A 22,472-nucleotide genomic window follows, 5' to 3' on the forward strand; every position below is an offset into this window, starting at 1 on the left:
GTTGCTCCTCAGTCCTCGCGCCCTGGTACTGCCCTGCGTACGCGCGTCCTCGCGTACGTCGACGGCGCGACCAGGTGCGCGGCCCTGGCCCGCCACCTTCGATCCTCCCACGTCCGGGCCCGCTCCCCGGCCGCCGGTCCACCAAGCGGGACGGCGGAGGGACATCGCCGGGCGCCGGGAGGGATCACGTGGGGCCCGTTGCCCTGGCGCTGTTGCGGCGCGAGCGCCGAGGAAACCGGCACCGCTCGGCCGCTGCGCCGCCGGACACGGCTCGTACTCGCCCCCGAACTTCTCCGCCCCCTGCGGAACTCAGCGGATCCTAGCGGCCCGCGAGCGCGCGCTCCCCCGCCTTTCGCATGGCCTCCAGGGGTGCCGGAACACAGCCGGTCATCTGCTCCACCTGGAGCACCGCCTGGTGGACCAGCAGATCGAGCCCGCTGACGACGGCACCGCCGTACATCGACCAGCGAGCCGCGAGAGCGGTCGGCCAGGGGTCGTAGAGCACGTCGAACAGGGTGGCGGGGCGCTCCGGTACGGCGGAGGCGAGGGCGTCGGTCGTACCGGCCGGGGTGGTCGCGATCACCAGCGGCGCGCGCAGCGCCCTGTCCGCGTCGGCCCAGTCCGCCGTACGGAGCTCGACGTCGAGCCGCTCGCCCCACTGCCGCATCTCGGCCGCGCGCGCCTCGCTGCGGACGTACGCCACGACCTCACCGGTGCAGATGCGCGCGAGCGCGGCCAGCGCGGAGGACGCCGTGGCGCCGGCGCCGAGGATCGCCGCCGAGTCGACCTGTTCGATGCCGCGCTCCCGCAGCGCGGCGACCATCCCGGGGATGTCGGTGTTGTCGCCGACGCGGCGGCCGTCCTCGGTGAGGACGACCGTGTTGACCGCCTCGACCGAGGCCGCCGTCTCGCTGATCTCGTCGAGCAGCGGAAGGACGGCCCGCTTGAGCGGCATGGTCAGCGACAACCCGGCCCACTCCGGCCCGAGTTCCGCGAGGAAGCCGGGCAGGGCGGCCTCGTCGATCTCGAAGCGGTCGTACGACCAGCCCGTGAGCTTCAGCTCCTCGTACGCGGCGCGGTGCAGCACCGGGGAGAGGGAGTGGGCGATGGGCGAACCGAGGACGGCAGCCCGGCGGGCGTCAGTCGGCCCTGCTCTCATTGAACTTGTCCTTGAGCCTGAGGAATTCATCGTGTGTCTTGGCGAATTCGGTCCTGTTCACACCGTCGGTCGCCACGAAGTAGTACCAGCCCTGGTCGGTCGGATTAAGCGTCCCCTTCAGCGCACCGTCCCCCGGGTTTCCGATCGGGCCGGGCGGCAGACCCTTGTGGTAGTACGTGTTGTACGGGTCCGGGTTGCTCTTGATCTCCGACTCGCTGATGTCGATGTTGCTCTGACCCTTCAGGTAATTGAAGGTCGAGTCGAACTGCAGGGCACCGTAGGTCTCGGGATTCGCGAGGTCGAGACGGTTGTAGACCACCTCCGCCATCTTGCGGTAGTCGTCGTGGGTCTTGCCCTCGGCCTGGACGAGGCTGGCGACGGTGATGACCTGCAGAGGGTTGTCCAGCTTGAGCGCCTTGGCCTTGGATTCCAGACCCAGTGCCGCGTACTTCCCCGCGGCCTGGGTCACCATCTCCTTCAGCACGACCTCGGGCTTCATGCCCTTTGCCGCGGGATAGGTGCCCGGGTACAAGAAGCCTTCCAGCGGGTCCTTGATCTCGCTGTTGTCGTTCGCCCAACTCGGAAGCCCGAGGCTCTTGTATTTCTTCTCAGCGACCTTCTTGGTGGTGCCGGACGACAATTCGAGCTGCTCGTCGATCGCCTTGTAGACGGCCACATTCCGCTCGCCCGGCCTGACCAGAACGTTGTTCTGGCTCTTGGGGTCGAGCATCATCTCGACGGCGCTCGCGGCGGACATCTGCTTCTTCAGCAGATAGGCGCCCGCCTGGATCTTGTCTCCGTCGGCATTCTGCTGCTGAGCGGCGACGAACGCGTCGACGCTCTTCACGACACCGGCCGCCTTCAACCGCTGACCGATCTGGGATCCGAACGCACCCTTGGGAATCTCGACGGTCACCGTCTGGCTCGTACCGTCCCCGGCGTAGTCCGGCGCCGCGCCGAAACGATCCTGGTAAAACTGGTACCCGAAATACCCGACTCCGGCCACGCCTCCGCCGAAGATCAGAACGACCACCAGACAGGCCATCCCACTGCGCCGCTTCTTGGGCTTTCCGCCCCGGCCCCGGCGGTCACCGCGTCCCCGGCCGCCTCCCGACTCGTCGTCGGGATCGTCTTCGTCCTCGTCGCCGCCACCGGCGAAGAAGGCGTGTTCGCCCTGGTCGGGACCGGGATCCCAGTCGGTCTGGGGCGGCTCGGGCTCGGCTTGCCGCCGGCCCGGCGGCTCCGGCGGCGGGTACGCGTCGGGTGTGCCGTAGTAGTCGTGCTGCTCACCGCCGTACGCCGCGGCCTGCTGCCCGTAAGGGTCGGCCGGGTCGGGGTACTGGCCGTGCGTGTGAGCGCCGGTGCCCCAGCCGTTGTTGTCGTACGACTGCTGCCCCTGGCCCGCGTACTGCTGCTGCTCGTACTGGTGCGGGTACTGCTGGCCCTGCTCCGGGTACTGCTGACCCTGCTGCTGGTACTGCTGCGCCTGACCATATGCGGCCTGCTGGCCGTCGCCCCAGTCGCCGTATTGCTGCGGCTGCTGCGGCTGCTCCGGATAATGCTGCGGCTGGCCGCCGTAGGCAGCCTGCCGGCCCGCATGGGCCTGCTGCCCTTCCCATCCACCGTCCCCGAACAACGGGTCCTCGGGATGCCACGGTTCGGAGCCGGGGCCCCGGCCATACTCAGTCATCGATCCCCTAGAGCCGCGAGGCGGCGGTCACGCGGCTGGTGTAGATCCGGCTCCCGTCCCGCCTCTCTCTGTGCGTCGGCTGTTCGAACACCGGCGCATCGCGCGGAACGTTACCGTATCGCGATCAGATGACCACTTCGACGCCCTCTCCGGGTGCTTTACCTGACACCCGTTCGGATTCGAGCGCCTGCTGCAAGATGATCACAGCGGCTGCCTGGTCGATCACCGACCGGCCCTTCTTCGACTTCACGCCCGAGGCGCGCAGTCCCTGACTGGCCGTCACGGTCGTCATCCGCTCATCCACGAGCCTGACCGGTACGGGCGCGATCATGCGGGCGAGTTCCTGGGCGAAGCCCCTGACCTTGACCGCGGCCGGGCCCTCGCCCCCCTTGAGGGAGCGAGGGAGACCTACGACGACCTCGATCGGCTCGTACTCCTCGACGAGTTGCCCCAGGCGGCGGTGAGCTGCCGGGACGTCCCGGCCCGGGACCGTCTCCACCGGGGTGGCGAGGATCCCGTCGGGGTCGCAGGAGGCGACCCCGATGCGGGCGTCCCCGACGTCGATCGCGAGGCGGCGGCCGCGGCGCATGCCCGGGCCGTCGCCGCTCGCCTGTGTCTCGGCGCTCACTTGGCCGTTTCCGCCACGAGGCGTTCGACGGCCTCGACGGCCTCGCCGACGGCGGCCGGGTTCTGACCGCCGCCCTGGGCGACGTCCGGCTTGCCGCCACCGCCACCGCCGAGGGTCTTGGCGGCCGTACGGACCAGGTCGCCGGCCTTGAGGCCGCGCTCGCGGGCGGCGTCGTTGGTGGCGATGACCGTCAGGGGCTTGCCGTTGTTGACCGTGAACAGGGCGACCACGGCGGCGCGTCCGCCCTGGATACGGCCGCGTACGTCGAGGACCAGCTTGCGCAGGTCGTCGGGCGAGGTGCCGTCCGGGACCTGGCCGGTGACGACCGCGATACCGCGGACGTCCTTGGCGGACTCGGCGAGGCCGGCGGCGGCCTGCAGGACCTTCTCGGCGCGGAACTTCTCGATCTCCTTCTCGGCGTCCTTCAGCTTGCCGAGCATGGCGGAGACCTTCTCCGGGAGCTCCTCCGGGCGGCCCTTGATCAGCTCCTGGAGCTGGGCGACGACCGTGTGCTCACGGGCGAGGAAGTTGTAGGCGTCGACGCCTACGAGGGCCTCGATACGGCGCACACCGGAGCCGATCGACGACTCGCCGAGCAGCTTCACCAGGCCCAGCTGGGAGGTGTTGTGCACGTGCGTACCGCCGCACAGCTCCTTGGAGAAGTCGCCGATGGTCACCACACGGACCCGCTCGCCGTACTTCTCGCCGAACTCGGCGATGGCGCCCTGCTTCTTGGCCTCGTCGATGCCCATGACGTCGGCGCGGACGTCGAGGTCACGGGCGAGCACCTCGTTGATCTTCTGCTCGACGTCGGTCATCACGGCCGTAGGAACGGCGGACGGCGAACCGAAGTCGAAGCGGAAGCGGCCGGGCTGGTTCTCGGAACCGGCCTGGGCGGCCGTCGGGCCGAGGGCGTCGCGCAGGGCCTGGTGGGTGAGGTGGGTGGCCGAGTGGGCGCGGGCGATGGCCGTGCGGCGGCGGGCGTCGATCGAGGCATGGGCCTTGGCGCCTACGGTGACCTCGCCGACCTGGACGACGCCCTTGTGGACGTAGACGCCGGGGACCGGCTTCTGGCAGTCGCGGATCTCGATGACGGCGCCGGTGTCGACCTTGATACGGCCGGTGTCACCGATCTGGCCGCCGCCCTCGGCGTAGAACGGGGTGCGGTCGAGGACGATCTCGACCTCGTCGCCCTCGGTCGCGGCCGGGGAGGAGGCGCCGTCGACGAGGATCCCGACGATGGTGGACTCGCCCTCGGTGTCGCCGTAGCCGATGAAGTCGGTCTCACCGACCTTGTCGGCGATCTCCCGGTAGGCGCCGGCACCGGCGTGGCCGGTCTTCTTGGCCTGGGCGTCGGCCTTGGCGCGCTCCCGCTGCTCCTTCATCAGGCGGCGGAAGCCGTCCTCGTCCACGGAAAGCCCCTGCTCGGCGGCCATCTCGAGGGTGAGGTCGATCGGGAAGCCCCAGGTGTCGTGGAGCAGGAACGCCTTGTCGCCGGGCAGGACCGAGGCGCCGGAGGCCTTGGTCTCGCTGACGGCGGTGTCGAGGATGTTGGTGCCGGCCTTCAGCGTCTTGAGGAAGGCGTTCTCCTCGGCGAGGGCGACCTTCTCGATGCGCTCGCGGTCGGTGACGAGCTCGGGGTACTGCTGGCCCATCATGCCGATGACGACATCGATCAGGTCCTTGACGACCGGGCCGGTGGCGCCGAGCAGACGCATGTTGCGGATGGCGCGGCGCATGATGCGGCGCAGCACGTAGCCACGGCCCTCGTTGCCGGGGGTGACGCCGTCGCCGATGAGCATCACGGACGTGCGCATGTGGTCGGTGACCACGCGCAGGGAGACGTCCGAGGCGTGGGCGTCGCCGTAGGCGACACCGGTCAGCTCGGTGGCCTTCTTGATGACGGCCATGGAGGTGTCGATCTCGTACATGTTCTGCACGCCCTGCAGAATCATGGCGAGTCGCTCGAGACCCAGGCCCGTGTCGATGTTCTTGCTGGGCAGTTCGCCGAGGATCTCGAAGTTGTCCTTGCCGGTGCCCTCGCCGCGCTCGTACTGCATGAAGACGAGGTTCCAGATCTCCACGTACCGCTCGTCGTTGACGGCGGGGCCGCCCTCGACGCCGAACTCGGGGCCGCGGTCGTAGTTGATCTCGGAACAGGGGCCGCAGGGGCCGGGGACGCCCATGGACCAGTAGTTGTCCTTCATGCCGAGGCGCTGGATGCGCTCCTGCGGCACGCCGACGACCTCGTGCCAGATGCGCTCGGCCTCGTCGTCGTCCTTGTAGACGGTGATCCACAGACGCTCGGGGTCGAGGCCGTAACCGCCCTTGTCCTGGGGGCTGGTCAGCAGCTCCCAGGCGAGCTTGATGGCGCCTTCCTTGAAGTAGTCGCCGAAGGAGAAGTTGCCGCACATCTGGAAGAACGTGCCGTGCCGCGTGGTCTTGCCGACCTCTTCGATGTCCGGCGTGCGGACGCACTTCTGGACGCTCGTGGCACGGGCGTAGGGCGGCTTGACCTCACCCAGGAAGTAGGGCTTGAAGGGCACCATGCCGGCCGGGACGAGGAGCAGAGTCGGGTCGTCCGCGATGAGCGACGCCGAAGGGACGACGGTGTGCCCGCGCTCCTCGAAGAAGCTCAGCCAGCGGCGGCGAATCTCGGCCGACTCCATCAGTGGTCCTCATTCCGGTTGTACGAGTGCGTCTGGTACGTCGAGCCCTCGACGTACTTCGGGTTGTTGCGGTTCTCGATGGCGGCGTACCGCCGGGGTGCCGGGAGTTCGTGGTCGACGGGGGCGTTGATGCCCAGCGCGTCGCCCAGTTCCTCCTCCCGCTGGGCCATGTTGTCGCGGACGTCGAGCGCGAAGCCCACCGCTCGGTCCTTGAGCCGGTGACCTGCCTCGATGGCCTTGTTCGTCGCGGTCGCGGCGAGACTCTCGGGGGTCAGCTGCTTCAGCTTCCGGTTGACCTTGGTGGTGGCCCACACACCGGCGGCGACGCCCGTGGTGAACCAGAACGTACGGCGGAACATGCTGGGTCTCAGTCCCTCTTTCCGCGGAGGTTTCGCTTGCCCCGTCGCGTGGCCGGAACCGTGCGGCCCACGATCACGGTGCGTCGGGACTCCTTGGCGGGCTCGTCGTCCTTACGGCCGCCGAGGGCCCGGCGCACGCCGTAGCCGAAGGCCGCGACCTTGACCAGGGGGCCGCCGAAGGTGGACGCGACGGTGGTCGACAGCGCGGAGGCGTTCGACGTGACCTCCTGGACGTCGGAGGCGATCGCGTCGACCCGGTCGATCTGGGTCTGCGCGGAGCGCACCGCCGTGGAGGCCTCTGCCAGGAGCGGGACGGCCTGGTCGGTCACGTCCGCGACGAGCTTGGTGGTCGCCTTGAGCGTCTGGGCCAGCCTCGCCAGCGCGACGGCGAGGAAGGAGACCAGGATCGCCCAGAACACGGCCACCAGGATCCCGGCAACCTCTCCACCGGACACTGTGTGCACCCGCTCCCTGAAACGTGCCTCTACATCGGTCTACATCGAAAAAGTCGTGCACCGAGCCTATCGCGCCGGGGGTGCCGCTCTGCACCGGATTACCACCCGCGCGGAGCCGAGTTGCCGGAAGGCCGGCCGGGGGCATGCGAAAGCCCGCCGCCTCGCCCGCCCGGAAGGGCGGGGAGACGGCGGGCTCAGGCGCAGAAGTCCTACGACCGCCGAAGGATCAGCGGGCGTAGTACTCGACGACGAGCTGCTCGTCGCAGATCACCGGGATCTCCTTGCGGTTCGGCTCGCGGTCCAGGCGGAACGCCAGGGCCTTGAGGTTCACCTGGAGGTAGCGCGGGGTCTCACCCTCGGGGGCGAAGCCGCCCTCACGGGCGATGGAGAAGAGGGTCTTCTCGCGGCTGCGCTCACGGACCATCACGACGTCGTCGGGCTTGACGCGGAAGGACGGCTTGTCGACCTTCTGGCCGTTGACCTCGATGTGGCCGTGAACGACCATCTGACGGGCCTGGTAGATGGTGCGGGCGATGCCCGAACGCAGGACCAGGGCGTCGAGACGGCGCTCGAGCTCGATGATCAGGGCCTCACCGGTCTTGCCCTGAACCTTGGAGGCACGCTCGTAGGCGCGGACGAGCTGACGCTCGGACACGTCGTACTGCGCACGCAGACGCTGCTTCTCCAGCAGACGGACCTTGTAGTCCGAGTTCTGCTTGCGGCCACGGCCGTGCTCACCCGGCGGGTAGGGACGGGCCTCGAAGTACTTGACGGCCTTCGGGGTCAGCGCGATGCCGAGGGCACGCGACTTCTTGACCTTGGGGCGGGACTGGTTCGCCACTTCTTTTCCTTTTCCTATTCGGCTGCCTCAGGGTTACGGGAGGTCGCAATCCGCAGCCGGGGAATCCCGACAGGTCCACGAGGGACTTGTCAGGCAGCCGTTCCCCTGGTCTGGGCACATACGTGCAGCACACGAACGGCCCACCGACCGGTCCCGGAACCTACGGGTGGTGGTGGGCTGCCCGCGACACCTACGGCGGTGCGCGACGCTCCTGGATCAAAAGATCCGGCTGGTTGTCCCGCCTGAGGCGCCGACCGGAGCCGGACACGGGACGCAGCACTTCGAGCGAGTCTACAGGCTGCTCAGGACCGCTTGCGACCGAGGTGTTTCCTGGTCCACTCCACGGCGTCCGCGTACCGCGCCTCGGCGCCGTGCCGGGTCGGGGTGTAGTACTCGCGGTCCTTGAGGGCGTCCGGCGCGTACTGCTGCTCGGCGATGCCCTCGGCCAGGTCGTGCGGATACACGTACCCCTGCGCGTGCCCCAGCTTGGCGGCGCCCTTGTAGTGCCCGTCGCGCAGGTGCGGCGGGACGGGGCCGGCCAGTCCCTTGCGTACGTCGTCCAGGGCGGCGCCGATCGCGGTGGTCGCGGCGTTGGACTTGGGGGCCAGCGCGAGGGCGATGGTGGCGTGGCTGAGGGTGAGGGCGGCCTCGGGGAAGCCGATCATGGCGACGGCCTGGGCTGCCGCGACCGCGATCGGCAGGGCGTTCGGGTCGGCGAGGCCGATGTCCTCGCTGGCGGAGATCATCAGGCGGCGGGCGATGAAGCGGGGGTCCTCGCCGGCCTCGATCATGCGGGCCAGGTAGTGCAGGGCGGCGTCGACGTCGGAGCCGCGGATGGACTTGATGAGGGCGCTGGCCACGTCGTAGTGCTGGTCGCCGTCGCGGTCGTACTTCACCGCCGCCCGGTCGACGGTCTCCTCCAGTGTCTGCAGGCCGATCTCCGTCTCGCCCTTGTCGAGCGCGGCACCGGCGGCCGCCTCCAGGGCGGTCAGGGCGCGGCGGGCGTCGCCGCCGGCGATGCGCAGCAGGTGGGCCTCGGTGTCCTCGGGGAGGGTGACGGTGCCCTTGAGGCCGCGCTCGTCGGCGAGGGCGCGGTGCAGCAGGCCCCGCAGGTCGTCGTCGGTGAGGGGTTCGAGGGTGAGGAGGAGGGAGCGGGACAGGAGGGGGGAGATGACCGAGAAGTACGGGTTCTCGGTGGTCGCCGCGATGAGGGTCACCCAGCGGTTCTCGACGGCCGGGAGGAGGGAGTCCTGCTGGGCCTTGCTGAAGCGGTGGATCTCGTCGAGGAAGAGGACGGTCTCCTTGCCGAAGCCGCCGGTGGCGCGGCGGGCGCCGTCGATGACCGCGCGGACCTCCTTCACCCCGGCGGTGATGGCGGAGAGCTCGACGAAGCGCTTGTTGGTGGCCTTGGAGACGACATAGGCCAGGGTGGTCTTGCCGGTGCCGGGCGGGCCCCAGAGGATCACCGAGGAGGGCCCGGCGGGGCCGCCGCCTGATTCGCCGACGAGTCTGCGCAGGGGCGAGCCCGGCTTCAGCAGGTGCTGCTGGCCCACCACCTCGTCCAGGGTGCGCGGGCGCATGCGCACCGCCAGGGGACTGCCGGCGGGGTCCTTCTCCTGGCGTTCTTCTGCGGCGGCGGTGAACAAGTCGGGCTCCACGCTGGAAACCCTAAATCACCGCACTGACAATCCCGCCGGGCCCCGGAAAAGGCCCGGCCGGGCCCGGCGCCTCAGCTGGTCCAGAAGTCCCACCAGCGGGTCAGGATGAGCATGCCGATGATTCCGATGTGCAGGACGGGCACGACCCAGGTGAACTCGCCGAAGAAGCTCTTGAGCCAGTTCGGCGCGGGCAGGAAGCCGTTGCGGATGTTGAACGACGTCACATACCAGAACATGATGATCGTCGCGACCCAGGCCAGCGAGCACCACAGGCACAGCGCGTTGATCCGGTACAGCGACTGGAACATCAGCCAGGCGCAGAAGCTCACCCCGAAGAGGGTGCCGGCGTTGAGGGTGAGCCAGTACCAGCGCGGGAAGCGGGCGCGGCCGAGCAGGCTCATGCCGACGCAGATGACGATGCCGTAGGCGACCAGACCGAGCATCGGGTTGGGGAACCCGAAGACGGCGGCCTGCTTGCTCTCCATGACGCTGCCGCAGGAGACGACGGGGTTCAGGCTGCAGCCCGGGGTGAACGTCTTGCCCTCGACCTTGGCCTCGAGCAGCTTGAACTTGTCGATCGTGATGACCCACGCGGCAAGCAGTCCCGCCGCGCCGGTGATCACCAGCATCAGGGCGAACGCACGGCTGCCGCCCGCCGATCGCGGCGACGCCGCCTCGGCACGCTCCGGCTCGGGCTCGGTGGAGACGTCTTGGACTGTCGTCTTGCTCATCACGCCGATTCCGTCACTTGAGACTTGGAGTTTCTCCGGACAGGGCACATTGTGCCGTACACGCACCCGTGCCCACCGTTCGCTGGACATAAGGAAATACGCGCGACGGTGTGAAGACGCTCGGTTCAGGACACGGAGGGGACGGCGGACGGGACGGCAAAGGGCGGGGACCGAACCGGTCCCCGCCCTTTCGGAAATCAGCCCAGCCGGGCTTCCAGCTCGGCCACGATCTCGTTGACGCCGACGGCCGCCTGCTCGCCGGATTCCATGTCCTTGAGCTGGACGACGCCTTCGGCGAGGTCACGTTCGCCGGCGACGATCGTGTAGCGGGCACCGCTGCGGTTGGCGTTCTTCATGGCGCCCTTGAGGCCCTTGGCGCCGTAGGAGAAGTCCGCAGCGATACCGACCTTGCGCAGCTCGGTGACCTTGGCGAACAGCACCCGGCGGGCCTCCTCGCCGAGCGGCACCGCGAACACGCTGGTGGACGACGGGAGTTGGAGTTCCACACCCTCCGCCTCCAGGGCGAGCACCGTGCGGTCGACGCCCAGGGCCCAGCCGACGGACGGCAGCGCGGGGCCGCCGATCATCTCGGACAGGCCGTCGTAGCGGCCGCCGCCGCCCACCGCCGACTGGGAGCCCAGACCGTCGTGGACGAACTCGAAGGTGGTACGCGTGTAGTAGTCCAGGCCGCGCACCAGCTTCGGGTCGTCCTCGAAGGCGACGCCCGCGGCGGTGATCAGTTCACGGACCTCCTCGTGGTACGCCTTGCAGGCGTCGCAGAGGTAGTCGCGCAGGAGCGGGGCGCCGGTCAGCTGCTTCTGGACCGACTCGCGCTTGTCGTCGAGGACGCGCAGCGGGTTGATCTCCGCGCGGCGCAGGGTGTCCTCGTCCAGGTCCAGGCCGCGCAGGAAGTCCTGCAGCGCCGCTCGGTACACCGGGCGGCACTCCTTGTCGCCCAGGCTGTTGAGCAGGATCCGGAAGTCGCTCAGGCCCAGCGAGCGGTAGGCCTGGTCGGCCAGGATGATCAACTCGGCGTCCAGCGCCGGGTCCTCGGCGCCGATCGCTTCGGCGCCGACCTGGGAGAAGTGCCTGTAGCGGCCCTTCTGGGGGCGCTCGTAGCGGTAGTACGAGCCGGAGTACCAGAGCTTGACCGGGAGGTTGCCCGCCTTGTGCAGGTTGGCCTCCAGGGCCGCGCGCAGGACCGAGGCCGTGCCCTCGGGGCGCAGGGCGAGCCTGTCGCCGCCCTTGGTCTCGAAGGCGTACATCTCCTTGGTCACGATGTCGGTGGACTCGCCGACGCCGCGCGCGAACAGTTCGACGCTCTCGAAGCCGGGCGTCTCGATGTAGCCGTAGCCGGAGTTGCGCAGGGGAGCCGCGATCGCCTCACGGACCGCCAGGTACTTGGCGGAGTCCGGGGGGATCAGGTCGTACGTGCCCTTGGGGGCCTTGAAGGTGCTCACGGAAAGTCTCGTCACATTCCTCGTCGGGGAGCGTCGGCTTGCGCTCCCAGGCCGGCGGCCACCTGCCGCAAGTAGGGGTTGGTGGCACGCTCTTGGCCGATGGTCGTCTGGGGGCCGTGGCCGGACAGCACCACGGTCGAGTCGTCGAGCGGCAGGCACACGCGGGCCAGCGAGTCGAGGATCTCGGCCATGTCACCGCCGGGCAGGTCGGTGCGTCCGATGGAGCCGGCGAACAGCAGGTCGCCCGAGAAGAGGATCGGCGGGATGTCCGCCGCCTCGGGCAGGCCGAAGGTCACCGACCCCTTGGTATGGCCCGGCGCGTGCGCGACGGTCAGCTCCATCCCGGCCAGCTCCAGCTTCGCGCCGTCGGTCAGCTCCTTGACGTCGTCCGGCTCCCCGATGGTCAACTCGCCCATCAGCTGCATGCCGATGGAGCGGCCGAGCGCCTTCTCGGGGTCGCTCATCATGTACCGGTCCTCGGGGTGGATCCAGGCCGGTACGTCGTGTGCGCCGCACACCGGGACGACCGAGGCCACGTGGTCGAGATGGCCGTGGGTGAGGACGACGGCGACGGGCTTGAGCCGATGCTTCTTCAGCGCTTCCTCGACTCCGGGGGCCGCTTCGTGGCCCGGGTCGATGATCACGCACTCCTCGCCGGCGGCGGGGGCGACGAGATAACAGTTCGTCCCCCAGGCCCCGGCGGGGAACCCGGCAATGAGCACGATCGTCCTTACGTTTGTGTCGACACAGGTGGTTTGTCGGCGGGCTTCGCCTGTCGTCAGAGCCTACCGGCGCTGCCGATTCCTCAGCGAACCCATATACGGTACGGGGCACACGCGGGCGATCGACTCATTGGACGCGCGCGTACCGGTCGACACACACGAGGCATGAGGAGAGAACCCGGTGGTCAGCCAGGAACAGCGGCGGCGTCAGCTCGCCCGGGAGAAGTTCTTGCGGCAGCAGCAGCGGCGCACATCCGCCCGACGCAAGGCGCGCATGCGCAACTCTGTGATCGCGTCGGCGCTCGGGGTGGTCATCATCGGCAGCCTCGCGCTGTACACGACCGGGGTCCTCAAGGAGGACGACAGCAAGGAGAACGCGAGCTCGGAGGTCACGCCGAGCGCGCCCCCCAAGGCCGAGGACCCGTGCGAGAAGCCCGCCGAGGGCAAGGTCAAGACGGCGACCTGGAAGAAGGAACCGGAGCTGACCGTCGACAAGTCGGCGAAGTACACGATGAAGCTCGCGACGACCTGCGGTGACATAGACATCGCGCTGAAGGCCTCGGCCGCCCCGCACACCGTGAACTCGTTCGACTTCCTCGCCGGCAAGGGCTACTTCGACCACTCCAAGTGCCACCGGCTCACCACCAACAACATCTATGTGCTGCAGTGCGGCGACCCGACGGGCACCGGCACGGGCGGTCCCGGGTACACGATCCCGGACGAGAACCTGAAGGACAAAAGCCTCAAGGACAACATCTACCCGGCGGGCACCGTCGCGATGGCGAACACCGGGCAGAAGAACTCCGGCGGCAGCCAGTTCTTCCTCGTCTACCAGGACAGTCAGCTCCCGCCCAGCTACACACCGTTCGGTACCGTTTCCGAATCCGGCATGAAGGTACTCAAGAAGATTGCCGACGCCGGCGAGAGCACTGGCCAGGGCGACGGGGCGCCTGTCGCGACGGTCGTCATCAACAAGGCGACGGTCACGAAATCCTGACCGCCAACTGCGTAATTTCGGTCGCGCGGGATGCGGACAGGCAACCCGCCGGTCGCCTATGTTGGCCGTGACGAAACTGTGGACGATGCCCGGGGGAACACAAGCCCCTCGCAGGCATCATGTGGAGGAGGCGCTGTGAGCAGCGACCCGTGGGGCCGCGTCGACGAGACGGGGACCGTGTACGTGCGTACGGCCGACGGCGAGCAGGTCGTCGGATCCTGGCAGGCCGGCTCCCCTGAGGAGGCGCTGGCCTACTTCGAGCGCAAGTACGAGGGCCTGGTTGTCGAGATCGGCCTCCTCGAGAAGCGAGTGAAGACCACCGACCTGTCGGCGAAGGACGCGCAGGCTGCGATCGACCACATCCGTGAGCAGGTCGACGCGCACCACGCGGTGGGCGACCTGGACGCCCTGCGGACCCGCCTGGACAAGCTGGTCGAGACCGTCGACAAGCGCCGCGAGGAGCGCAAGCAGCAGCGCGCCAAGCAGTCCGACGAGGCCCGGCACGCCAAGGAGGCGCTGGTCACCGAGGCGGAGGAGCTGGCCCAGTCCGACCAGTGGCGGGCTGCCGGTGAGCGGCTGCGGGCCCTGGTGGACACCTGGAAGGGTCTGCCGCGGCTGGACCGCAAGTCGGACGACGAGCTGTGGCACCGCTTCTCGCACGCCCGGTCGGCGTTCTCCAAGCGCCGCAAGGCGCACTTCGCGCAGCTGGACGCGCAGCGCGAGGAGGCTCGCAAGACCAAGGAGCGGCTGGTCGCCGAGGCCGAGTCGCTGTCGGCTTCGACCGACTGGGGTCCGACGGCGGCGCGGTACCGCGAGTTGATGTCGGAGTGGAAGGCCGCCGGCCGCGCCCAGCGCGAGCACGAGGACGACCTGTGGAACCGCTTCCGCGGCGCCCAGGACGTCTTCTTCGCGGCCCGAAGCTCGGTCTTCGCCGAGCGCGACGCCGAGCAGGCGGAGAACCTGAAGCTGAAGGAGGAGCTGGCCGAGGAGGCCGAGAAGCTCCTGCCGATCGGCGACCTGAAGGGCACGCGGGCCGCCTTCCGCTCGATCAACGAGCGCTGGGAGGCCATCGGCCATGTGCCGCGCGACGCCCGCCCGAAGGTCGAGGGCCGGATGCACGCAGTCGAGCGGGCCATCCAGGAGGCCGAGGAGGCCGAGTGGCGCCGGACCAACCCGGAGGCACGCGCGCGTGCCGAGGGGCTGACCGGTCAGCTCCAGGCCGCCGTGGACAAGCTGACGGGCCAGATCGAGCAGGCGCGCGCCCAGGGCAACAACGCCAAGGCCGACAAGCTCCAGCGTGAGCTGGAGGGCCGCCAGGCGCTCCTGGACCAGGCGCTGAAGGGCCTGCAGGAGTTCGGCGGCTGACGGCCGGGACTACAGCTTGACGACGAGAAGGGCCCCGTACGCGATGTACGGGGCCCTTCTCGTCGTACTCGCTCGTGGAATGCCTACGAGCTCGTCGTGACGTGTCCTACGACCGGCTGCGCGCCGATGTCACGCGGTACACGTCGTACACGCCCTCGACACCCCTGACCGCCTTGAGCACGTGCCCGAGGTGCTTCGGGTCGCCCATCTCGAAGGTGAAGCGGGAGGTGGCAACGCGGTCGCGGGAGGTCTGGACGGCCGCGGAGAGGATGTTGACGTGCTGGTCGGACAGTACGCGGGTGACGTCGGAGAGGAGGCGGGAGCGGTCCAAGGCCTCGACCTGGATGGCGACCAGGAAGACCGAGGACTGGGTGGGCGCCCACTCGACGTCGAGGATGCGCTCGGGCTCGCGGGACAGTGACTCCACGTTCACACAGTCGCTGCGGTGAACCGATACTCCGCTACCGCGCGTGACGAAGCCGATGATCGGGTCGCCGGGTACGGGCGTACAGCAGCGGGCCAGCTTGACCCACACGTCCTCGACGCCCTTGACGATGACGCCGGGGTCGGCGCTGGAGCGGCGTTTGCGGCTGCGACCGCGGGTCGGCGGGACCGACTCGTCGATCTCCTCGGTGGCGGCCTCCTCCCCGCCGAGTGCCTGGACGAGCTTCTGTACGACGTTCTGGGCGGAGACATGGCCTTCGCCGATCGCCGCGTACAGCGCAGAGATGTCCGGGTAGCGCATCTCGTGCGCGAGCGTGACCAGGGAGTCGCCGGTCAGGATGCGCTGGATCGGCAGGTTCTGCTTGCGCATCGCGCGGACGATGGCGTCCTTGCCCTGCTCGATCGCCTCGTCGCGGCGCTCCTTGGAGAACCAGGCGCGGATCTTGTTGCGGGCGCGCGGCGACTTGACGAAGCCCAGCCAGTCACGGGAGGGGCCCGCGCCGGCTGCCTTGGAGGTGAAGACCTCCACCAAGTCGCCGTTGTCCAGGGTGGATTCGAGAGGCACGAGCCTGCCGTTGACCCGCGCTCCTATGGTGCGGTGGCCGACCTCGGTGTGGACGGCGTACGCGAAGTCGACGGGGGTGGCCCCGGCCGGGAGCGCTATGACGTCGCCCTTGGGGGTGAAGACGAAGACCTCGTTGCGGGACAGGTCGAAGCGCAGGGACTCCAGGAACTCCCCCGGGTCCTCGGTCTCCTTCTGCCAGTCCAGCAGCTGGCGCAGCCACGCCATGTCGTTGAGGTGGTCGTCCTTGCCCTTGCCGGCCTTGGGGACGTCGGTGCGCACCTTGGAGGCGCCGGCGACCGCCTCCTGCTTGTACTTCCAGTGCGCGGCGATGCCGTACTCGGCGCGGCGGTGCATGTCGAAGGTGCGGATCTGCAGCTCGACGGGCTTGCCGTTGGGCCCGATGACCGTCGTGTGCAGCGACTGGTACATGTTGAACTTGGGCATCGCGATGTAGTCCTTGAACCGGCCGGGGACCGGGTTCCATCGCGCGTGCACGGTGCCGAGGGCGGCGTAGCAGTCGCGGACCGTGTCGACGAGGACGCGGATGCCCACCAGGTCGTAGATCTCCGCGAAGTCGCGACCGCGGACGATCATCTTCTGGTAGACGCTGTAGTAGTGCTTCGGGCGGCCGGTGACGGTCGCCTTGATGCGGGCGGCGCGCAGGTCCTGCTGGACCTCGTCGGTCACTATGGCCAGGTACTCGTCACGCTTCGGTGCCCGCTCGGCCACCAGCCGTACGATTTCGTCGTACATCTTGGGGTAGAGGATCGCGAAGGCGAGGTCCTCCAGCTCCCACTTGATGGTGTTCATGCCGAGGCGGTGGGCGAGGGGCGCGTAGATCTCGAGGGTCTCGCGCGCCTTCTTCTCCTGCTTCTCGCGCTTGAGGTAGCGCATGGTGCGCATGTTGTGCAGGCGGTCGGCGAGCTTGATGACCAGGACGCGGGGGTCCTTGGCCATGGCGACGACCATCTTGCGCACGGTCTCGGCCTGCGCGGCCTCGCCGAACTTGACCTTGTCCAGCTTGGTGACGCCGTCGACGAGCAGGGCGACCGAGTCGCCGAAGTCGCGGCGGAGCTGGTCGAGGCCGTACTCGGTGTCCTCGACGGTGTCGTGCAGCAGGCCCGCCATCAGGGTGGCCGGATCCATGCCCAGCTCGGCGAGGATGGTGGTGACGGCGAGCGGGTGCGTGATGTACGGGTCGCCGCTCTTGCGCTTCTGGCCGCGGTGCCAGCGCTCGGCGACCTGGTAGGCGGTCTCGATCTTGCGGAGCGTGGCCGTCTCGATCTTCGGGTCGTTGCTGCGCACTATCCGCAGCAACGGCTCCAGGACCGGATTGTACGGGTTGGAGCGCTGGACGCCGAGACGGGCGAGGCGGGCGCGGACGCGGTTGGAGGAGCCGGAGCGGGCGGGCTGGCCGGTGTTCGGCCGGACCACCGGTGCGGGGCGCTCGGGCGGGGTGGGCTTGGGTCGCGACTGGTCGGCCGACTTGTCGACGGGCGCGGACTGGGCATGCTCGACCGGCCCGCGGGTGTCGTTCTTCGCGTGCGGCGCGTTCGGCGCGGGCTTCGCCGCGGGTGCCGAGGCGGACTCGGGCTTGGCGGCGGTCAGGTGCTGGGCCTCGTCTGGCAAGAGGGCTCCTCGTGCGCGATCCGGGTCCCCCGGTCAGGCTCCGGAAACCCCATGGTAGCGATCCTGCGCCCCAGGATCGCCTTCAGCCCGATGTGAGGGCCGTCTACCCAAGAAACGCACGAGGCGGGCGCCGGATTCCTCCGGGCCCGCCTCGGTCACCCTACGCGGTCGGCGCGCAACTGCCGGGGCGGTCGAGCCTCAGACCGGTCCGTACAGTGTTCGCGGACAACTGCGGGGAGATCAGCGCCACTTGAAGAGGGCAGCGCCCTTGACCTTCATCTCCTTGATGTCGGCGACGTTCCCCCACGGCACCTTGACGGAGCCCTTCTTGGCGCAGCCGGCGTCGTACCACCTCAGCTTGTGCTGAGCATTGAAGCCCTTCACCTTGACGCAGATGCGGCCACCCCGCTCGACAGCCCACTGGTAGCCGATCTTGAAACCATCGTGGCCGATGATGCTGCAGTCGGAGTTCTTGACCTTGCTCCAGCGGCCGGGGACGGCGCCCGCGTTCTTCCAGGAGCTCGAACAGCGCGTGGCGCGATCGGCCGAGGCGTCCGTCTGCGTCGCGTTCGCGGGAGCCGCTGCGGCGGAGAGCGCCGCCACAGATACCAGGGTCACGGCCCCCGTGACGATCTTGCGCGAGATTGACACTTGATTCCTCCGTTTTCGGGTCCCCGCCGGCACCCACAGGTGGGTTGGTCGAGCCGGCGGGCCGGTCGGTATAGATCTTGCTCATCACCTCCCGCTCACCTCAAGGAAGTTGAGCAACTTCTGAGGAATCTGTCTAATGCATGACAAAGTCACTCCATCTGCACATTTCGCACACACGGCAACAGAAAGGGTGCTCCGGGAAACCCGGAGCACCCTTTTTCACCTGTCGGCCGGCCTCAGACGATGATCAACGTCTCCAGAGGCGCACCCGACAAAGCAGGCTCGAGCCGCTGCCGACCGCCGAGGAACCCGAGCTCCATGAGAATCGCGACACCGGCGACCTCCGCTCCGGCACGACGGATGAGCTGGAGGGAGGCCTCGACCGTGCCGCCGGTGGCCAGCACGTCGTCGACGACCAGGACGCGGTCGCCCGCGCTCAGGTCCTCGGCGTGCACCTCGATCTCGGCGGAGCCGTACTCCAGGTCGTACGCCTGGCTGAGCGTCGCCCCGGGGAGCTTGCCCGCCTTGCGGACCGGGATGAAGCCGATGCCCGCGCGGACGGCCACGGGGGCGCCGAGGATGAAGCCTCGGGCCTCGAGGCCGACGATCTTCGTGGCGCCGGTGTTCGTGGCGATCTCGGCCAGCGCGTCGGTGAGCGCCGTGAATGCCGCCGGGTCCGCCAGGAGCGGGGTGATGTCCTTGAACATCACGCCCGGCTCCGGGTAATCCGCGACGTCACGGATACGGCTGAGCAGCAGCTCCTCGATGCCGGTCATCGGCGCTTCCCCGAGGGTCGGCCGCGGCCCCGGTTGCGGGACGCGGGCTGGTTGCGGGGGCCGACGACCGCGGGGGCGGCGTCCTCCGACTCGTCGTCGAACTGCTCGTCGTCGGCCACGGCGTCCGCGGTCTCCCCCTGCGCTCCGGCCTGCGCCCGCTTGGCGAGCACGCGCTTCTTCAGGGCCTTCATCTGCGGCTCGAGCTCCTTGAGGTCGGCGACGAGCGGCGTGGCGATGAAGATCGAGGAGTACGCACCGGCCGCGAGGCCGACGAACAGCGACAGCGAGATGTCGTTGAGCATGCCGGCACCGAGGAAGCCGCCACCGATGAACAGCAGGCCCGCCACCGGCAGCAGCGCGACCACCGTGGTGTTGACGGAGCGGACCAGGGTGCTGTTGATCGAGCGGTTGGCGATGTCGCTGTACGTCCAGCGGGTCTGCTTGGTGACTTCCTTCGTCTGCTCCTTGAGGCTGTCGAAGACGACGACCGTGTCGTAGAGCGAGTAACCGAGGATCGTCAGCAGACCGATCACCGTGCCCGGTGTGACCTCGAAGCCGACGAGGGCATAGATACCGACCGTGATGGTGATGTCGTGGATCAGTGCGACGAACGCGGCGAGCGCCATGCGCCACTCGAACGCGATCGCCAGATAGATCACCACGAGTACCAGGAAGATGCCGAGGCCCTGCCAGGCCTTGGCGGCGATCTGCTCACCCCAGCTGGGGCCGACCAGCTCACCGGTGACGTCGTCCTCGTTGACGCCCAGGTCCTTGGCCAGCTCCGCCGAGACCCTGTCGGCCTCGCTGGTGTCGATGCCCGCGACCTGGATGCGCAGGCTGCCGTTGCCGAGCTTCTGGACGATGGCGTCGTGGTCGGACGCCTCCTCCGCGTACTTCTCGGCCTGGGCCACCGAGACGGCGGTCTTCTCCGGGGTGGTGAAGACCGCTCCGCCCTCGAACTCGATGCCCATGTTGAGGCCGCGCACCGCCAGGCCGACGATGGCCGTGATGGTGATCAGGATCGAGATGCCGTACCAGATCTTGCGGTTGCCGACGAAGTCATAGCCGACCTCGCCACGGTGCAGTCGGGCGCCGAGGTTGCCGAGCTTCGACATCTCACGCCTCCTTCGGGTCGACAGGGCCGGCGGCAGGACCGGCGGGACGGCGGGTGCGGCGCAGCGGAGGCTTGGCACCCAGTCGCTTCGGGTCGAGGCCGGACCACTTGTGGCCGCCCGCGAAGAACTGCCTGCGCGCCAGGAGCGTCAGCAGCGGCTTGGTGAACAGGAACACGACGACCACGTCGAGGAGGGTGGTCAGGCCGAGCGTGAACGCGAAGCCCTGGACCTTGCCGACGGTGACGACGAACAGCACCGCGGCGGCCAGGAACGACACGAAGTCGGAGACCAGGATGGTGCGCCGGGCGCGCGGCCAGGCCCGCTCGACGGCGGGGCGCAGCGAGCGGCCCTCGCGGATCTCGTCACGGACGCGTTCGAAGTACACGATGAACGAGTCCGCTGTGATGCCGATCGCGACGATGGCACCGCAGACGGCCGGCAGGTTCAGCGCGAAGTTGATGGTCGGGCCCAGCAGCGCCATGATCACGTAGGTGAGGGCGGCGGAGACCAGCAGCGAGGCGATGGCGATGAGCGACAGGCCGCGGTAGTAGACCAACAGGTAGAGCACCACCAGGGCGAGACCGATCGCGCCCGCGATCAGACCGGCTTGCAGTTGCTCACCGCCGAGCGCCGCGGTCACCGTGGTGACGCTGGACTCCTTGAAGGTCAGCGGCAGGGCGCCGTACGACAGCATGTTGGCGAGGCTCTGGGCCTCTTCCTGGGTGAAGCTGCCGGAGATCTGCGCGGTACCACCCGAGATGACGCTCTGGACGTAGGGGTGGGAGACCACCTTGTCGTCCAGAACGATGGCGAACTCGTTCTGCGGGGTGGTCTGCTGCGCCAGCTTGCTGGTGACGTCGGCGAACTTCTTGGAACCGCTGGAGTTGAAGGTCATGTCGACCTGCCAGCCCGCGGCGTTCTGGGTGTTGAAGGTCGCCTGGGCCTTCTTGATCTCGGTCCCGTCGACGGCGACCGGGCCCAATACGAACTTGCTCCACACCTCGCCGTCCTGGCCACAGGCGACGGTGGTCTCGCCCGGCTTCGCTCCCTTGCCGGCGGCGGCCCGCTGCTTCGGATTGGTGCAGTCGAGCGCGGCGTACTCCTGCTGCAGCTTGCCGGCTGCGGCGTCGGAGCCGCTCGACGCGGACGGCGAAGGGCTGCCGGACGCCTTGGGGCTGTTGCTCGCGGACGGCGTGGTGTCCGCCTTCAGCGCGTCGGTGACGGCGCGGCCCTGCGAGGTGGCGGTGGCCGACGGACTGGCGGAACCGGAGCTCACGGAGTCCTCGGCGCCGGCCTTGCCGGTGCTGGACGCACTCGGGGAGCCGCTCCCACTGGGGCTCGCGCTCGGGGTGGGCGTCGCCGAGCCGGCGGCGGCCTCCCGCTGCAGGACAGGCCGGAAGTAGAGCTTGGCGGTGGTGCCGACCTGGTCCCGCGCCTCCTTGGAGTTCGTGCCCTTGGGGATGTTGACGATGATGTTCTTGTCGCCCTGGGTCTGAACCTCGGCCTCGGAGACACCAAGACCATTGACACGGCGGTTCATGATGTCGACCGCGGTGTCCATGTTGGTCTTGTTGATCGCGGATTCCTGGCCCTTTTCCGGAACCGCGGTGAGCGTGATGCTCGTGCCGCCGGCCAGGTCGATGCCGAGACGCGGAGTGGTGTGCCCGGAGGCGAACATTCCCCCGGTGAGCGCCACGATGGCGATCAGGATGAGGGCCAGCGAGCGCCCTGGCTTGCTCTGGGCGCTCGCGCTCCGGCCCTTCTTAGGTGCTGCCACCTTCTCGTACTCCCTCTCGGGCCGCCTCGCGCCAGGTCAGCGGGCGAGCGGCCATGACTGGTATCGGGATCCCGTGCGAGATCGGCATGTTCCGGGGCGCGCGGGCATGGCCCGCGCGCCCCGGAACACGGCTACTTCGCGTCGGACTCGCCGTCGGTCTTCTTCGCCTCGGCGTCCGTCTTCGCCTCGGCCGCGGCGTCGTCGGACGCCTCCTCGGCCTCGTCCTTCTTGCCGAGGTCGACGGGCTTGTCGTCGGAGGCGTCGGCAGAGTCGGCGGCGGGCTCGTCGGTCTCGGTGAGGGAGGAGGCGTCGTCCGGGACGACGTCGGACTTCAGGTCGTGCTCGATGCCGTGCACGATGCGGTTGTACTCGTCGTCGGAGAGGACGGCACCGATCGCGTTCTTGGCGAAGAGGAGCTCCACGCCCGGGCCGGCGTCAACGAGGACGGTGTCGTCGCTGACCTCCTTGACCGTGGCGTACATGCCCCCGATGGTGCGGACACCGGATCCGGGCTGCATCTGGTTCCGCATGTCGGCGGCCTGCTGCTGCTTCTTCTTGGCCGACCGGGTCATCAGGAACATGGCCCCGATGAGCACGATGAACGGGAGGAGGGTCACGAGACTCACGGGTCGGAACTTCCTTCACACGACCGCGATGGTGAGCGGCCTGATGGTTGGGGGTATGTGTGCCGTCGACAAGGGCGGCATCGGCGGAGTCTAAGCGAGTCTCCGCGCAGGGAACAACGCTCAGCATGGCACCGGGGTTCCTGCTCCGGCCAGTG

The 22,472-nt window shown here is 68.8% G+C and carries 19 protein-coding genes; 2 read left to right on the top strand and 17 right to left on the bottom strand.

Translation table 11 applies throughout. The annotated features are described in order from the left end of the window. Positions 1 to 319 precede the first annotated feature (319 nt). From ACTMVF_RS08010 to ACTMVF_RS08060, 11 genes are all read right to left on the bottom strand, one after another. Positions 320 to 1,159, bottom strand: a complete 840-nt coding sequence (locus ACTMVF_RS08010) for a shikimate dehydrogenase (RefSeq protein WP_441270246.1) — start codon at positions 1,157 to 1,159, stop codon at positions 320 to 322. Beyond that, the gene (mltG, locus tag ACTMVF_RS08015; protein WP_441270247.1) at positions 1,140 to 2,849 is read right to left on the bottom strand and encodes an endolytic transglycosylase MltG; all 1,710 of its coding nucleotides are present in this window, start codon (positions 2,847 to 2,849) and stop codon (positions 1,140 to 1,142) included. Before mltG ends, ACTMVF_RS08010 begins: the two co-directional genes overlap by 20 nt. 124 nt (positions 2,850 to 2,973) lie before the next feature. Continuing rightward, complete coding sequence (gene ruvX / locus ACTMVF_RS08020) at positions 2,974 to 3,438, bottom strand: Holliday junction resolvase RuvX (RefSeq protein WP_441270560.1); 465 nt, start codon at positions 3,436 to 3,438, stop codon at positions 2,974 to 2,976. 35 nt (positions 3,439 to 3,473) lie between these two features. Then, on the bottom strand, positions 3,474 to 6,146 hold the full coding sequence (gene alaS / locus ACTMVF_RS08025) for an alanine--tRNA ligase (protein WP_441270248.1): 2,673 nt from the start codon (positions 6,144 to 6,146) through the stop codon (positions 3,474 to 3,476). Continuing rightward, the gene (locus tag ACTMVF_RS08030; RefSeq protein WP_441270249.1) at positions 6,146 to 6,505 is read right to left on the bottom strand and encodes a hypothetical protein; all 360 of its coding nucleotides are present in this window, start codon (positions 6,503 to 6,505) and stop codon (positions 6,146 to 6,148) included. Before ACTMVF_RS08030 ends, alaS begins: the two co-directional genes overlap by 1 nt. An 8-nt stretch (positions 6,506 to 6,513) precedes the next feature. Beyond that, on the bottom strand, positions 6,514 to 6,969 hold the full coding sequence (locus tag ACTMVF_RS08035; protein WP_441270250.1) for a DUF948 domain-containing protein: 456 nt from the start codon (positions 6,967 to 6,969) through the stop codon (positions 6,514 to 6,516). A gap of 217 nt (positions 6,970 to 7,186) precedes the next feature. Beyond that, positions 7,187 to 7,801: a 30S ribosomal protein S4 gene (rpsD, locus tag ACTMVF_RS08040; protein ID WP_062674288.1), complete on the bottom strand. Its 615-nt coding sequence runs from the start codon at positions 7,799 to 7,801 to the stop codon at positions 7,187 to 7,189. Positions 7,802 to 8,103: 302 nt separating this feature from the next. Then, a complete protein-coding gene (locus tag ACTMVF_RS08045) occupies positions 8,104 to 9,459 on the bottom strand; it encodes a replication-associated recombination protein A (protein WP_441270251.1) in 1,356 nt (451 codons plus the stop codon). Between the two features lie 71 nt (positions 9,460 to 9,530). Continuing rightward, on the bottom strand, positions 9,531 to 10,190 hold the full coding sequence (locus ACTMVF_RS08050; RefSeq protein WP_441270252.1) for a vitamin K epoxide reductase family protein: 660 nt from the start codon (positions 10,188 to 10,190) through the stop codon (positions 9,531 to 9,533). A 197-nt stretch (positions 10,191 to 10,387) separates the two neighbouring features. Further along, entirely contained in the window at positions 10,388 to 11,650 is a 1,263-nt protein-coding gene (gene hisS / locus ACTMVF_RS08055; RefSeq protein WP_441270253.1) for a histidine--tRNA ligase, read from the bottom strand. Between the two features lie 11 nt (positions 11,651 to 11,661). Beyond that, complete coding sequence (locus tag ACTMVF_RS08060; RefSeq protein WP_441270254.1) at positions 11,662 to 12,372, bottom strand: MBL fold metallo-hydrolase; 711 nt, start codon at positions 12,370 to 12,372, stop codon at positions 11,662 to 11,664. Positions 12,373 to 12,553: 181 nt separating this feature from the next. On the opposite strand from ACTMVF_RS08060, the gene ACTMVF_RS08065 reads away from it, so the two are divergent. Next, complete coding sequence (locus tag ACTMVF_RS08065) at positions 12,554 to 13,369, top strand: peptidylprolyl isomerase (protein WP_441270255.1); 816 nt, start codon at positions 12,554 to 12,556, stop codon at positions 13,367 to 13,369. A gap of 135 nt (positions 13,370 to 13,504) precedes the next feature. Beyond that, the gene (locus tag ACTMVF_RS08070; RefSeq protein WP_441270256.1) at positions 13,505 to 14,734 is read left to right on the top strand and encodes a DUF349 domain-containing protein; all 1,230 of its coding nucleotides are present in this window, start codon (positions 13,505 to 13,507) and stop codon (positions 14,732 to 14,734) included. Positions 14,735 to 14,840: 106 nt separating this feature from the next. On the opposite strand, the gene relA is transcribed toward ACTMVF_RS08070, so the two are convergent. From relA to yajC, 6 genes are all read right to left on the bottom strand, one after another. Further along, on the bottom strand, positions 14,841 to 17,372 hold the full coding sequence (gene relA / locus ACTMVF_RS08075; protein WP_441270257.1) for a GTP pyrophosphokinase: 2,532 nt from the start codon (positions 17,370 to 17,372) through the stop codon (positions 14,841 to 14,843). Between the two features lie 240 nt (positions 17,373 to 17,612). Further along, positions 17,613 to 17,990, bottom strand: coding sequence for a hypothetical protein (locus tag ACTMVF_RS08080; RefSeq protein ID WP_441270258.1), 378 nt, complete (start codon positions 17,988 to 17,990; stop codon positions 17,613 to 17,615). Positions 17,991 to 18,259: 269 nt separating this feature from the next. Then, positions 18,260 to 18,799: an adenine phosphoribosyltransferase gene (locus tag ACTMVF_RS08085; protein WP_441270259.1), complete on the bottom strand. Its 540-nt coding sequence runs from the start codon at positions 18,797 to 18,799 to the stop codon at positions 18,260 to 18,262. Continuing rightward, positions 18,796 to 19,914, bottom strand: coding sequence for a protein translocase subunit SecF (gene secF / locus ACTMVF_RS08090; protein WP_441270260.1), 1,119 nt, complete (start codon positions 19,912 to 19,914; stop codon positions 18,796 to 18,798). The genes ACTMVF_RS08085 and secF overlap by 4 nt, the downstream gene beginning before the upstream one ends. A 1-nt stretch (position 19,915) precedes the next feature. Then, on the bottom strand, positions 19,916 to 21,691 hold the full coding sequence (gene secD, locus ACTMVF_RS08095) for a protein translocase subunit SecD (protein ID WP_441270261.1): 1,776 nt from the start codon (positions 21,689 to 21,691) through the stop codon (positions 19,916 to 19,918). 131 nt (positions 21,692 to 21,822) lie between these two features. Beyond that, on the bottom strand, positions 21,823 to 22,317 hold the full coding sequence (gene yajC, locus ACTMVF_RS08100) for a preprotein translocase subunit YajC (RefSeq protein ID WP_441270262.1): 495 nt from the start codon (positions 22,315 to 22,317) through the stop codon (positions 21,823 to 21,825). Positions 22,318 to 22,472: the final 155 nt, after the last annotated feature.

This window comes from Streptomyces sp. SD31 (assembly GCF_052068475.1).
In the GTDB taxonomy this organism is placed as follows: Bacteria; Actinomycetota; Actinomycetes; order Streptomycetales; family Streptomycetaceae; genus Streptomyces.

What these genes read in the sequence shown, in the direction of transcription:
- ACTMVF_RS08010 (WP_441270246.1), bottom strand. Translation starts at nt 1,159, where the DNA reads ATGAGAGCAGGGCCGACTGACGCCCGCCGGGCTGCCGTCCTCGGTTCG.
- mltG (WP_441270247.1), bottom strand. Translation starts at nt 2,849, where the DNA reads ATGACTGAGTATGGCCGGGGCCCCGGCTCCGAACCGTGGCATCCCGAG.
- ruvX (WP_441270560.1), bottom strand. Translation starts at nt 3,438, where the DNA reads ATGCGCCGCGGCCGCCGCCTCGCGATCGACGTCGGGGACGCCCGCATC.
- alaS (WP_441270248.1), bottom strand. Translation starts at nt 6,146, where the DNA reads ATGGAGTCGGCCGAGATTCGCCGCCGCTGGCTGAGCTTCTTCGAGGAG.
- ACTMVF_RS08030 (WP_441270249.1), bottom strand. Translation starts at nt 6,505, where the DNA reads ATGTTCCGCCGTACGTTCTGGTTCACCACGGGCGTCGCCGCCGGTGTG.
- ACTMVF_RS08050 (WP_441270252.1), bottom strand. Translation starts at nt 10,190, where the DNA reads ATGAGCAAGACGACAGTCCAAGACGTCTCCACCGAGCCCGAGCCGGAG.
- ACTMVF_RS08085 (WP_441270259.1), bottom strand. Translation starts at nt 18,799, where the DNA reads ATGACCGGCATCGAGGAGCTGCTGCTCAGCCGTATCCGTGACGTCGCG.
- secF (WP_441270260.1), bottom strand. Translation starts at nt 19,914, where the DNA reads ATGTCGAAGCTCGGCAACCTCGGCGCCCGACTGCACCGTGGCGAGGTC.